The organism is Bradyrhizobium betae, assembly GCF_004123905.1.
GTDB classification, from domain to species: domain Bacteria; phylum Pseudomonadota; class Alphaproteobacteria; order Rhizobiales; family Xanthobacteraceae; genus Bradyrhizobium; species Bradyrhizobium betae_A.
In genome coordinates, this window is record NZ_MZXW01000007.1 from 105769 (window position 1) to 117657 (window position 11889).

Below are 11889 nucleotides of genomic sequence, written 5' to 3' on the forward strand. Positions count from 1 at the left end.
CGCGATAGGCGGCGGGAGAAAGTCCAAGATGGCCTCTGCAGCGGAACAACTGGCAGCCAACCTCAATTTCGGCGCGTTTGCCAAGGCCGACGAGCTGAAGAAGCGCATCTGGTTCACCCTGGGTGCGCTGCTCGTTTATCGGCTCGGGACCTATATCCCGCTGCCTGGCATCGATCCCAACATCTGGGAGCAGGTGTTCCGGTCCCAGGCGGGCGGCATCCTCGGCATGTTCAACATGTTCGCCGGCGGCGGTATCCACCGCATGGCGATCTTCGCGCTGAACATCATGCCGTACATCTCGGCCTCGATCATCATCCAGCTCCTCACCACCGTCTCCCCGCAGCTCGAGGCGCTGAAGAAGGAGGGCGAGTCCGGCCGCAAGCTGCTGAACCAGTACACCCGCTATCTCACGGTCATCCTGGCCGCGTTCCAGTCCTACGGCATCGCGGTGGGCCTCGAAGGCGCCGGCAACGTCGTCAGCGACCCCGGCATGTTCTTCCGCCTGTCCACGGCGATCACGCTGACCGGCGGCACCATGTTCCTGATGTGGCTGGGCGAGCAGATCACCTCGCGCGGCATCGGCAACGGCATCTCGCTGATCATTCTCTCCGGCATCGTCGCCGAGCTGCCCGCGGCACTCGCCAACATGCTCGAGCTCGGCCGTCAGGGCGCGATGTCGACCGGCCTGATCCTGGTCGTCATCGTCATGGCCGTCGCCGTGATCGCCTTCATCGTGTTCATGGAGCGCGCCCAGCGCCGGCTCCTGATCCAGTATCCGAAGCGCCAGGTCGGCAACAAGATGTTCGAGGGCCAGTCCTCGCATCTGCCGCTCAAGCTCAACACCTCGGGCGTGATCCCGCCGATCTTCGCGTCCTCGCTGCTGCTGCTGCCGACCACGGTTGCGAACTTCAACGCGGGCAGTGGGCCGGAATGGTTCCAGTGGATCACGACTCAGCTCGGCCACGGCCGTCCGCTGTTCCTGATCATGTATCTCGCGCTGATCGTGTTCTTTGCGTTCTTCTACACCGCGATCGTGTTCAACCCGACCGAGACCGCGGACAATCTGAAGAAGCATGGCGGTTTCATTCCGGGCATCCGTCCGGGCGAGCGCACCGCGGAATATATCGACTACGTGCTGTCGCGCATCACCGTGCTAGGTGCGGTTTATCTGGCGATCGTCTGCCTGATCCCGGAAATCCTGATCTCCTATGCCTCGGTGCCGTTCTACTTCGGTGGCACGTCGCTGCTGATCGTCGTCAGCGTCACCATGGACACTGTGGCGCAGGTGCAGGGCTATCTGCTGGCCCATCAGTATGAAGGCCTGATCCGCAAGTCGAAGCTGCGCGGCCGCCGTAGATGAACTGGGAGCTTGCGCGCCGGATCGCTTTCACGATTGGCGCGCTGCTCTTTTTCAGGCTCGGCACCCAGATCCCGATCGCGGGACTGGATGTGTCGCGCCTCTCGTCGTTGCCCAACTTCAACGTCCGCCTGTCGCTCTTTTCGCTCAGCCTCATTCCCTATCTGACTGCGGCGATCTTTGTCCGGTTGCTGTCGGTGGTGTGGCGTGGCCTGAGTTCGCTCGAGCGGTCGGGCGAGGGCGGCAGACGCAAGGTTGCCCGTGCCACGCTCGGCCTCACGCTGGCTCTTGCTGCCTCTCAAGCCTACGGCATCGCCTCCGCGCTGATTTCCATTCCGGAGCTCGTCAGGAATCCCGACGGCTGGTTCGTCGTGACGGCCACGGCTTCGATGGTCGGCGGCGTCTTCGTGCTGGTGTGGCTGAGCGAACAGATCACCCGCTACGGCATCGGTAATGGCCTGGCGCTGATCTTGAGTGTCGGCATGCTCGTCTCCCTGCCGCGAGACGTCGCCGGCATCGTGGGCCTGGTGCAGAGCGGGGCGATCTCGGGCAATCTCGTGTTCGCCCACGCTGTGCTCTGGGTCGTGACCGTCGCGGTGATCGTGCTGGTCGAAGGCGCGCGGCGAAATGTTCGGGTCGAGTTCGGCGCGCTCAATGTCGGCGCGCGGCAATTGCCGGCGCGCGCTGGCGTGCTGCCGATCAAGCTCAACAGCGCCGGATTCCTGATTCCAGTCACCGTGGCGCCGTGGATCTTCTTTCTGCCGCTCGCCTTTGCGGGCCTCATCCTGGGCGGCGATCATCCGCTGGTCGCCGCGGCGTACCGGCATCTCCAACTGGGGCAGCCGGCGCACATGATTCTGGTGTCGATCGCCGTGTTCGTGCTCGCCTTCGTCTACACCGCCTGTGTCGTCGATCCTGAGCACACGGCCAAATCCCTGGCGCAGCGTGATGGTACAATTCCTGGCATCGCTCCGGGCGAGGCGACAGCCGACTATCTCGATCGCGTCGTGTCATTGACGACCGTCATCGGAGCCGTCTACCTGACTGCGTTGCAGATGATTCCGGGGGTCTTCGAGCTTTACGGGATCGGTCTGCCTTATAGTATGATCGTCGATGGTGGTGCGGCGCTGGTTGTGGTTGGCACCACTCTTGATATCAAAACACAGGTGCGCGACGTATCGCTCACCAATCCGGGGGGCGTACGCCGATGAGAATTATACTTCTGGGACCGCCGGGGTCGGGCAAGGGGACCCAGGCGCAGCTGCTGGTGCAGCGCTATGGCATCGTCCAGCTCTCGACCGGCGAGATGTTGCGTGCAGCCGTCGCGGCGGGAACGCCGGTCGGCCTGAAGGCCAAGGAGATCATGGCTGGTGGCGGCCTCGTCCCCGACGAGGTCGTGGTGGGAATCATCTCCGACCGCATCGACCAGCCGGATGCGAAGAACGGTTTTATCCTCGACGGCTTTCCGCGCACCGTGCCGCAGGCCGAGGCGCTGGATGAGCTTCTCAAGCACAAGCATCTCAAGCTCGACGCCGTGATCGAGCTCCGCGTCAACGAGAGCGCGCTGCTGAGTCGCGTCGAGACCCGTGTCGCCCAGATGCGGGAGCGCGGGGAGGAGGTCCGGGTCGACGACACCCCGGAGGTCCTGACCAAGCGGTTAGCGAGCTACCGCAACCAGACGGAACCGCTGATTCACTACTATTCCGAGCGGCGGAAGCTCTCCACCATCGACGGCATGATGGCGATCGACGAGGTCACCCGCGCTATCCACCGCCAATTGCTCGCGCTCGGGGCGGTTGAACCCAAGACCCATGCCCGCAGCGCGGCCAAGGCGGCAGCGGCCAAAAAGGGGGCTAAGAAGGCCAAGGCGGCTAAAAAGCCGGCGAAAACAGCCAAAAAGGCCGCCAAATCGGCCAAAACCGCTAAGAAGGCCGTGAAGGGCGCCAAGAAGACAGCCAAGAAAACGGCTAAAAAGGGTGTCAAAAAGACCGCCAAGAAGGCCGTCAAAAAAGGTTCGAAGAAGGGACCAAAAAAGGTCACGAAAAAGCGAGCCAAGCGCTAGCAGCGGTTGACGAAAGCCCCTGGAATCCCCTAATAAGCCCCGCATCCAAGTCGGATAGTTTCAGACGATGCCGGGCCCCAGGAAGACCAGGGGTGGGCGTCGTGTTCGCGTTTGTGAACACCTGCCCGAGAACACAAGCACTTAAAGCCCGGTCCTGACGAGGATCGGCGACAGGAGAGAAGGCCGTGGCCCGTATTGCCGGCGTGAACATTCCCACCAACAAGCGCGTGCTGATCGCGCTTCAGTATATCCATGGCATCGGTCAGAAGATCGCCGGTGAGATCCTGGAGAAGGTCAAGATCACCGAGGATCGTCGCGTCAATCAGCTCAGCGACGCCGAAGTGCTCCAGATCCGCGAAGTGATCGACCGCGACTATCTCGTCGAGGGCGATCTGCGTCGTGAGGTCGGCATCAACATCAAGCGTCTGATGGACCTCGGCTGCTATCGCGGCCTGCGTCATCGTCGCGGTCTGCCGGTGCGCGGTCAGCGTACCCACACCAATGCGCGCACGCGCAAGGGTCCGGCGAAAGCCATCGCCGGCAAGAAGAAGTAAGTTTTCGCATCCAATCGCGGCGTGCGGCGAACAGGGGACATCCCGTTCGCCGCACGCCTTTCGTTCCATCAGGTGTAGCCGCTGGCATTACGGCGGCGTTTGAGATCTTCAGGAAAGGTAGTCTATGGGCAAGGAAGCCACCCGCGTTCGTCGTCGTGAGCGCAAGAACATCGCCTCCGGCGTCGCGCACGTGAACTCGTCGTTCAACAACACGACCATCACCATCACCGACGCGCAGGGCAACACGATTGCCTGGTCTTCCGCCGGCACGATGGGCTTCAAGGGCTCGCGCAAGTCGACCCCGTATGCCGCGCAGGTTGCCGCCGAGGACGTGTCGAAGAAGGCGCAGGAACACGGCATGCGCACGCTGGAAGTCGAAGTCGCCGGCCCCGGTTCGGGCCGTGAGTCGGCGCTTCGTGCGCTCCAGGCCGCGGGCTTCACCGTCACCTCGATCCGCGACGTGACCACGATCCCGCACAACGGTTGCCGCCCCCGCAAGCGTCGGCGCGTTTGATACCAGGTTGCGGGCGCATCGGCGCCCGCGATTGTTTTTTGCAAAGCCGCGGGAATGATCTGCGGCCTTTCTCCAACGCCAGTGTCTGCAACAGCAGTTTGACTGGCCTGTATGGGTGAAACAGTGACGATCCAGAAAAATTGGCAAGAACTGATTCGGCCGAACAAGCTCCAGGTCCAGCCCGGCAGCGATCCCTCGCGTTTCGCGACCGTCGTCGCCGAGCCGCTCGAGCGCGGCTTCGGTCAGACCCTCGGCAATGCGCTGCGCCGCATCCTGCTCTCCTCGCTCCAGGGCGCAGCGGTGCAGTCGGTGCACATCGACGGCGTGCTGCACGAGTTCTCCTCGATCGCTGGCGTCCGTGAGGACGTCACCGACATCGTGCTCAACATCAAAGACATCGCGATCAAGATGCAGGGCGAAGGCCCCAAGCGCATGGTCGTGAAGAAGCAGGGCCCGGGCACGGTCACCGCCGGCGACATCCAGACCGTCGGCGATGTCGTCGTGCTCAACCCGGACCTCCAGATCTGCACGCTCGACGAGGGCGCCGAGATCCGCATGGAGTTCACGGTCGCCACCGGCAAGGGCTACGTGCCCGCCGAGCGCAACCGTCCTGAGGATGCGCCGATCGGCCTGATCCCGGTCGACAGCCTGTACTCGCCGGTCCGCAAGGTCTCCTACAAGGTCGAGAACACCCGCGAGGGCCAGATCCTCGACTACGACAAACTGACCATGACGATCGAGACCAACGGCGCGCTGACGCCGGATGACTCGGTGGCTTACGCCGCCCGCATCCTGCAGGATCAGCTCAACGTGTTCGTCAACTTCGAAGAGCCGCGCAAGGAAGTCGCCCAGGAGATCATCCCGGACCTCGCCTTCAACCCGGCCTTCCTCAAGAAGGTGGACGAGCTCGAGCTGTCGGTGCGTTCGGCCAACTGCTTGAAGAACGACAACATCGTCTACATCGGCGACCTCGTGCAGAAGTCGGAAGCCGAAATGCTCCGCACCCCGAACTTCGGCCGCAAGTCGCTGAACGAGATCAAGGAAGTGCTGGCCCAGATGGGTCTGCATCTCGGCATGGAAGTGCCGGGCTGGCCGCCTGAGAACATCGACGAGCTCGCCAAGCGCTTTGAGGATCACTACTGATCCGCTTTTCATCGTCGCGGCCGGAGATATCCGGCCGCGATTTTTATGGGCGAACGCAGGAAGCCCACCTGAGCAACTGATCCGACGAACCGTCGCGGCAGTTCATATGTAAGGAATACACACATGCGTCACGGCAAGGTTCATCGTAAGCTCAACCGCACCGCCGAGCATCGCCGCGCGATGTTCGCCAACATGTGCGCCGCGCTGATCAAGCACGAGCAGATCGTCACCACGCTGCCCAAGGCCAAGGAGCTTCGTCCGATCGTCGAGAAGCTCATCACCCTCGGCAAGAAGGGCGGTCTGGCCATGCGCCGCCAGGCGATCTCCGAGATGCGCGACAAGGACCAGGTCAGGAAGCTGTTCGACGTCCTGGCGCCCCGCTACAAGGACCGCCAGGGCGGCTACACCCGCATCATCAAGGCCGGTTTCCGCTACGGCGACAACGCCGCGATGGCCGTGATCGAGTTCGTCGATCGCGACGTCGACGCCAAGGGCCAGGACTCCGGTCCGGTGCAAGAGAAGGAAGCCGAGGCGGCGTAAGCCGACCGGTAGAGAGTTTTCGAAAGCGGCGCCCCTGGGCGCCGCTTTTTTGTATGCGCGGCGATTATCTCATGCCGCGCATCGTTTTGTTGAACGCGATTCCGGGCGGGGGCTCTCATGAGGATTGTGTTTGGATTTGCGCTGGCGCTGCTGATGTCGCCGGCCGCGGGCGAGACGCTGGTCGAGCGCGGTGCCTATCTCGCCAACAGCGTGATGGTCTGCCACAACTGCCATACGCCGCGCGGGCCGCAAGGGCTCGATCTCTCGCGTGCACTTTCGGGCGGCAGCCAGGTTTTTGACGAGCCGGCGTTCAAGGTTACCGGCTCCAACATCACGCCGGACAAGGACACCGGGATCGGCAACTGGAGCGATGCCGAGCTGAAGCGGTTTCTCGTCAGCGGCATCAAGCCTGATGGCACCAAGGTCGCATCGATCATGCCGACCGCATTCTACACGGTGCTCACGGCCCGCGATCTCGATGCGCTCGCGGCTTATCTGCGCTCGGTTCCGCCAGTGCGTCACGAGACGCCGGCGCCGGAATACAGGATCGCGCTGAGGCCGGAGCTGCCGACCTACGCCGGCAAGCAGGCGAGCGAGCAGGAACTGTCCGACAAGCTCGCGCGCGGCCGTTATCTCCTCACCATCGCCCATTGCCTGGAATGTCACACGCCGGAAGGCCCGTCCGTGGTGCACGATTTCGCCGGGGCGAGCGGGAAGGGGGGCCGGACCTTCAAGGGGCCATGGGGCGAATCCGTCTCTCCCAACATCACCCCTGATCCAGCGGCAGGCCTTGCCCAATGGAGCGACGACGAAATCAAACGTGCGATTACGCAAGGCATCGCGCGCGACGGCCACAAGCTGAAGCCGCCGATGGCGTATGCTTCCTATGCCAGCATGACGGCCCAGGATCTCGATGCCATCGTCGCGTTTGTCCGGACGCTGCCGCCGCGCAACTGAATCCTCACGCGTCGGTGAGGGACGATTGAAGCTGCGTGTGCAGCGCACGATATCTCCGTCAACATCAATGGAGACGACGCATGAAGATCGACCTTTCCGGAAAGACCGCGCTTGTGACCGGCTCGACCGCCGGCATCGGCCACGCCATCGCCAAGGGCCTGGCTGCTTCCGGCGCCAGTGTCGTGATCAACGGCCGCGGCCAGGACAAGGTCGATGCAGCTGTTCGCAAGCTGGAAGCGGCGGGCGGCAAGGTGCGCGGTATCGCCGCCGACGTCTCGACCGCCGCGGGCTGCAAGGCGCTCGTGTCTGCACTGCCCGAGGTCGACATCCTCATCAACAATGCGGGCATCTTCGAGCCGAAGGACTTTTTCGAGATCCCGGATGAGGACTGGAGCCGCTTCTTCGAGGTCAACGTCATGAGCGGCGTGCGGCTGTCGCGCGCCTACATGAAGGGCATGCTCGAGCGCAATTGGGGCCGCATCGTCTTCATCTCCTCGGAGTCCGGGCTCAACATTCCCGTCGAGATGATCCACTACGGCATGAGCAAGACCGCCCAGCTCTCGGTCGCGCGCGGCCTCGCGCAGCTCACCCGCGGCACCGGCGTCACCGTCAATTCCGTTCTGCCGGGCCCGACCATGTCGGAAGGCGTCGAGACCTTCGTGAAGGATCTCGCGAAGCAGAACGGGCAGTCGGTGGATGAGGCCGCTGCCAATTTCGTCAAGCAGCACCGCCCGAGCTCGCTGATCCAGCGTTTTGCGAGCGTCGACGAGATCGCGAATATGGTGGTCTATGTCGCCTCCAAGGAAGCATCCGTCACCAACGGCGCCGCGCTGCGGGCGGAAGGCGGCATCGTCAATACGATCGCGTGAGGCGAGGCATGCCGGCCTATGTGATCTCGGAAGTCGAGATGCGCGATCTCGATGGCTTTGAAGCCTATCGCGCGCTCGCGGCGAAAACCATTGCGCAGTACGGCGGGCGTTATCTCGTCCGTGGCGGCAAGGCCGAACTGGCGGAAGGCAACCTTCCGCCGAAAGCCATCGTCCTCGTCGAATTCCCGTCGATGGCGCGGCTGAAGGAATGGTACGCCTCGCCGGAATATGCCGAGGCGCTCAAGATCCGCGCCGATGCGCTGGAGCGGCGGCTGCTGTTCGTCGAGGGCGTCCTGCCCGAAGCGTAGCTGCCGTAGGGTGGTGGGCAAAGCGAAGCGTGCCCACGCACTTTTTGCGATCGAGAGAGGTGGTGGGCACGGCGCAAGAACGCCTTTGCCCACCCTACTAGATCCTCGCCTACCACCCCTCCAGCACGATCTTGCCGCGCGACTTGCCGCTCTCCAAGAGCGCATGCGCGCGCTTGAGGTTGGCTGCGTTGATCGTGCCAAAAGTCTGGTCGAGCGTGGTGCGCAAGACGCCCTTGTCGATGAGGTCGGCGACGTCGTTGAGCAGATGATGCTGCGCGATCATGTCCGGTGTCTGGAACGAGGAGCGCGTGAACATCGATTCCCAATGCACCGAGATCGCCTTGCCCTTGAAGGCGCTCATGGTGAACTCCGGCGGATCGTCGATCAGGCCGAACCGGCCCTGCGGCGCCATGAAGTCGGCGATCGCCTTGTAGTGCTGGTCGGTGAAGGTGAGGCTCGCCACCAGTGCGACAGGCGGCAGCTTGAGCTTTTCGATCTGCTCCTTCATCGGCTTGCCGTGATCGATCACGGCATGCGCGCCGAGATCGAGACACCACTTTTGCGACTCCGGCCGCGTCGCCGTCGCGAGCACCGTGAGGCCCGTGAGGCGGCGCGCAAGCTGGATCAGGATCGAGCCGACGCCGCCGGCGCCGCCCGTGATCAGCAGCGTGCGCGGATCGACGCTCTTGCCGGGCACTGCGCCGAGCCGGTCGAACAGCAATTCCCAGGCGGTGATGGAGGTGAGGGGGAGGGCGGCGGCCTGCACGAACGAGAGCGACTTCGGCTTATTGCCGACGATGCGCTCGTCGACCAGATGGAATTCCGCGTTGGTGCCCTGGCGCAAAATCGAGCCGGCGTAGAACACGTCGTCACCGGGCTTGAACAGCGTGACCTCGGGCCCGACGGCGTCGACAAGGCCGGCTGCGTCATAGCCCAGAATCTTGGTCTCGCCCTCGGGCGGGGCGGCGCGCTTGCGCACCTTGTAATCGACCGGATTGGCCGAGATCGCCTTCACGGCGACGCGGATGTCGCGTCCCCTGGGCTCTGGCTTTGCGGTCTCGAAATCGATCAGCGCGTCCTGATTCTCAATCGGAAGCGACTTTTTGTAGCCGACGGCCTTCATGGCTTGTCTCCATCAGATGGCGCTTTGGCTTTGTGATGTGCGCCTGCCGTCCTAACTGTCGTCCTGGCTCCGATTTGGCAAGTACTGTAAATTCGGGGATATAGTCCCTGTTTGGATACTATTGGGAAAACATGCATGAAACGGCGAGATTTTACCCGGCGCCCCGGCTGCTCGGTCGAGGCGACGCTGGACCTGATCGACGGCAAGTGGAAGGGCGTGATCCTCTACCACCTCCAGGACGGCACCCAGCGCTTCGGCGAACTGCGCCGCCGGATGCCTGGCATCACCCAGCGCATGCTGACAAAGCAGCTTCGCGCGCTGGAGGAGGACAAGCTCGTCATCCGCAAGGTCTATGCGGAAGTGCCACCGCGCGTCGAGTACTGCCTCTCCGAGCTGGGCGAGAGCCTCAAGCCGGTGATCGACATCCTGAAGGCGTGGGGCGAAAGCCACCAGCAGCGGCTGTCCTGCGCACCGCCGCCGGTGGTCGTGAAGAAGAAGCGCGCGGCCTAGATGTTCGGGAGCGGACGATGCCGCTCCCGAACCAGATCGCATCAGAACGCAAACTGCGTGCGCAATGCAACCGCGTCGAACTTCGAGCCGACGTCCGCCGCCGACACCGCCGAGGCCTGCTTCGACACCGTGCCATGCAGGTAGTCGAGCATGAAGCGCACATTGCCGTTGACGTACCAATTGAGCGCGAGCGTGTAGACCGTCTGGCGTCCGCCGGCGATGCCGGCGGCGGTCGCGAGCTGATCGTTCAAATCGACGGTGGAGTAGCGGCCGGCGATCTCCCAGGCGCCCCAGCCGCCGCCAGCGAGCGAGAATGGATGATCGGGCTTGACGCCGCCATAGGCGGCATTGCCCGGATTGTACTTGCGGGATTCACCGGTCAAGACATAGGCCGCTTGCGCGTAACCACCCTGGAATTTCAGGCTCGATGTACCGATCGGCGCCACGGCGGTATTCGCGCCGCGATCGATATTGAACCAGTAATATTCGCCCTGGACCCAGAGCGATCCGTAGGTGGCTGCGGCTTCGACGCCATAGACCTGAGCGCCCGACACATTTGCAATTGCTCCGGTCGAGATCAGTGTCGTGGGGTCGATGCGCAGCTCGGGCCGGTCGCTGAGTGTGAGCGTTTGCGTGTTGGCGACCAGATTGCGCGGCGGCTGGATCAGCCATTGGGCGTCGCCGCCGAGATGCACCGAGTAGTCCTTGCCGCTGACGACCTGGCCGGCAACGCGGGCGGTCGCGCCGTATTGCTCGCTGGTCCCGGGAGGCGAAACGCTCGAGGCAGAATGAATGGCACCTGTGGTCGGGCCTGTCACGTAGGCGCCAGCGTAGAAGACGTCGTTGTACCAGCGTGCGCCCGCCGCAGAACGGAAGTCGCCGGCGGCGATGTTTTGCGCGATGATGCCGACTGAGGCGCGTTCCATGAAGGCAATGTCGTTGGAGCTCGTGGATTCATCCATGGTCCAGGCGATATCCATGACGCCGGCTTCGATCGCCATCTTGCCGCCGAACGGCTTCAGCCCCGTGTAACTCACAAACGCGTTCTCGATGCCGGATGTGCCGCCGCCGGGCAGGAAGCCGACAGGGGTCGCGCCGGCGGCGCCGGTGCCGCCAAATCCGTCGGACGAGCCGCCGAAATCGTAGATCAGTGCGAAATTCCAGTCTTCGAGGAATTTGCCGGTGATACCGATGCGGGCGCGACGGACATTCTCGCCGCTGTCGAGCTTCTGCGGCACGGTGGCGGCCGTGTTGGGACGGTAGTCGTAGCCGCCGACGTCCCAGTGGACGCGGCCGGTGATCGCGACACAGTTCGCCCCGTCAGCGGTACAGATGGTCGGCCGGTTGTTCGGCATCGTCACGATAACGCCGGCCGTCGGCGGCGCGCCCTTGACCGGAAACGCCGCATTGGCGTTGGCAACGACGGCCTTCGCCTCAGAGCGCGCTTCGGCCTTCGCTTCGGCCTTGGCTTCGACCTTGGCCTTCGCCGTGGCCGCCGTGTTTGCGGCGGTCTGGCTCTGGAGCTTGTCGAGCTTCTGTTCCAGCATCTTCAACTGCTGCTTCAGCAGGGCGATTTCCTGCTCGCTGTTGCTCGCCGTTTGGGCCTGGGCCTGCGAGGCCGCCAGCGCACCGGCCAGCCCCATCGCCGTCGCTGCAAATCTGATTCTGCTCACGTTACGCCTCCATCGTTTGACGAACTTCCCCAAGTCGCTGGCGGAGAGCCTAGGCATGATCGATGACTGCCCCGCGACGCGGCGCCCGGTTGCGCGGTTCCCACTGATGTAAATTCGCCGCAACCGAATCCGCCGCCATCACAATGCAAGATGACGCGCATCATGCCAATCCAAAGCACCGGTCGACTTGCCGTTTCGCACGCGGGGCTTGCTTGCCGAGCCGCCGGGACGGGGGTGAATAATGCCGCCCGGCGCCCTTCTATTGGGGGGCGAACGCGC

General features: G+C 63.5%; 13 protein-coding genes. 11 read left to right on the forward strand and 2 right to left on the reverse strand.

What is annotated here, in order from left to right:
* Positions 1 to 28 precede the first annotated feature (28 nt).
* From secY to B5V03_RS04575, 10 genes are all read left to right on the forward strand, one after another.
* Positions 29 to 1360 carry a preprotein translocase subunit SecY gene (gene secY, locus B5V03_RS04530; RefSeq protein ID WP_129268081.1) on the forward strand — a complete coding sequence of 444 codons (1332 nt, stop codon included), beginning with the start codon at positions 29 to 31 and terminating at the stop codon, positions 1358 to 1360.
* Entirely contained in the window at positions 1357 to 2568 is a 1212-nt protein-coding gene (locus tag B5V03_RS04535; RefSeq protein ID WP_129268082.1) for a preprotein translocase subunit SecY, read from the forward strand. Before secY ends, B5V03_RS04535 begins: the two co-directional genes overlap by 4 nt.
* Complete coding sequence (locus tag B5V03_RS04540) at positions 2565 to 3419, forward strand: adenylate kinase (RefSeq protein ID WP_129268083.1); 855 nt, start codon at positions 2565 to 2567, stop codon at positions 3417 to 3419. The genes B5V03_RS04535 and B5V03_RS04540 overlap by 4 nt, the downstream gene beginning before the upstream one ends.
* 185 nt (positions 3420 to 3604) lie before the next feature.
* Entirely contained in the window at positions 3605 to 3973 is a 369-nt protein-coding gene (gene rpsM / locus B5V03_RS04545; protein ID WP_129268084.1) for a 30S ribosomal protein S13, read from the forward strand.
* A gap of 124 nt (positions 3974 to 4097) precedes the next feature.
* The gene (gene rpsK, locus B5V03_RS04550; protein ID WP_007603045.1) at positions 4098 to 4487 is read left to right on the forward strand and encodes a 30S ribosomal protein S11; all 390 of its coding nucleotides are present in this window, start codon (positions 4098 to 4100) and stop codon (positions 4485 to 4487) included.
* Positions 4488 to 4598: 111 nt separating this feature from the next.
* Positions 4599 to 5630, forward strand: a complete 1032-nt coding sequence (locus B5V03_RS04555; protein WP_129268085.1) for a DNA-directed RNA polymerase subunit alpha — start codon at positions 4599 to 4601, stop codon at positions 5628 to 5630.
* A 123-nt stretch (positions 5631 to 5753) separates the two neighbouring features.
* Positions 5754 to 6170: a 50S ribosomal protein L17 gene (gene rplQ / locus B5V03_RS04560; RefSeq protein ID WP_129268086.1), complete on the forward strand. Its 417-nt coding sequence runs from the start codon at positions 5754 to 5756 to the stop codon at positions 6168 to 6170.
* 117 nt (positions 6171 to 6287) lie between these two features.
* A complete protein-coding gene (locus B5V03_RS04565) occupies positions 6288 to 7127 on the forward strand; it encodes a c-type cytochrome (RefSeq protein ID WP_129268087.1) in 840 nt (279 codons plus the stop codon).
* A gap of 80 nt (positions 7128 to 7207) precedes the next feature.
* Entirely contained in the window at positions 7208 to 7996 is a 789-nt protein-coding gene (locus B5V03_RS04570) for an SDR family NAD(P)-dependent oxidoreductase (RefSeq protein WP_129268088.1), read from the forward strand.
* An 8-nt stretch (positions 7997 to 8004) separates the two neighbouring features.
* Positions 8005 to 8304 (forward strand): DUF1330 domain-containing protein, encoded by a 300-nt coding sequence (locus tag B5V03_RS04575; RefSeq protein ID WP_129268089.1) that lies wholly within the window; start codon positions 8005 to 8007, stop codon positions 8302 to 8304.
* Positions 8305 to 8413: 109 nt separating this feature from the next.
* Here B5V03_RS04575 and B5V03_RS04580 read toward each other — a convergent pair whose 3' ends face one another.
* The gene (locus B5V03_RS04580; RefSeq protein WP_129268090.1) at positions 8414 to 9427 is read right to left on the reverse strand and encodes a zinc-binding alcohol dehydrogenase family protein; all 1014 of its coding nucleotides are present in this window, start codon (positions 9425 to 9427) and stop codon (positions 8414 to 8416) included.
* A gap of 135 nt (positions 9428 to 9562) precedes the next feature.
* Between B5V03_RS04580 and B5V03_RS04585 the strand changes: the two genes are divergently transcribed.
* A complete protein-coding gene (locus B5V03_RS04585; protein WP_129268091.1) occupies positions 9563 to 9937 on the forward strand; it encodes a winged helix-turn-helix transcriptional regulator in 375 nt (124 codons plus the stop codon).
* A 41-nt stretch (positions 9938 to 9978) separates the two neighbouring features.
* On the opposite strand, the gene B5V03_RS04590 is transcribed toward B5V03_RS04585, so the two are convergent.
* Positions 9979 to 11610, reverse strand: coding sequence for an OprO/OprP family phosphate-selective porin (locus B5V03_RS04590; RefSeq protein WP_129268092.1), 1632 nt, complete (start codon positions 11608 to 11610; stop codon positions 9979 to 9981).
* Positions 11611 to 11889: the final 279 nt, after the last annotated feature.

Bases quoted from the DNA above. Each gene is read 5' to 3' on its own strand.
- secY (WP_129268081.1), top strand. From the start codon at position 29: ATGGCCTCTGCAGCGGAACAACTGGCAGCCAACCTCAATTTCGGCGCG.
- B5V03_RS04535 (WP_129268082.1), top strand. From the start codon at position 1,357: ATGAACTGGGAGCTTGCGCGCCGGATCGCTTTCACGATTGGCGCGCTG.
- B5V03_RS04540 (WP_129268083.1), top strand. From the start codon at position 2,565: ATGAGAATTATACTTCTGGGACCGCCGGGGTCGGGCAAGGGGACCCAG.
- rpsK (WP_007603045.1), top strand. From the start codon at position 4,098: ATGGGCAAGGAAGCCACCCGCGTTCGTCGTCGTGAGCGCAAGAACATC.
- B5V03_RS04555 (WP_129268085.1), top strand. From the start codon at position 4,599: ATGGGTGAAACAGTGACGATCCAGAAAAATTGGCAAGAACTGATTCGG.
- rplQ (WP_129268086.1), top strand. From the start codon at position 5,754: ATGCGTCACGGCAAGGTTCATCGTAAGCTCAACCGCACCGCCGAGCAT.
- B5V03_RS04565 (WP_129268087.1), top strand. From the start codon at position 6,288: ATGAGGATTGTGTTTGGATTTGCGCTGGCGCTGCTGATGTCGCCGGCC.
- B5V03_RS04570 (WP_129268088.1), top strand. From the start codon at position 7,208: ATGAAGATCGACCTTTCCGGAAAGACCGCGCTTGTGACCGGCTCGACC.
- B5V03_RS04575 (WP_129268089.1), top strand. From the start codon at position 8,005: ATGCCGGCCTATGTGATCTCGGAAGTCGAGATGCGCGATCTCGATGGC.
- B5V03_RS04580 (WP_129268090.1), bottom strand. From the start codon at position 9,427: ATGAAGGCCGTCGGCTACAAAAAGTCGCTTCCGATTGAGAATCAGGAC.
- B5V03_RS04585 (WP_129268091.1), top strand. From the start codon at position 9,563: ATGAAACGGCGAGATTTTACCCGGCGCCCCGGCTGCTCGGTCGAGGCG.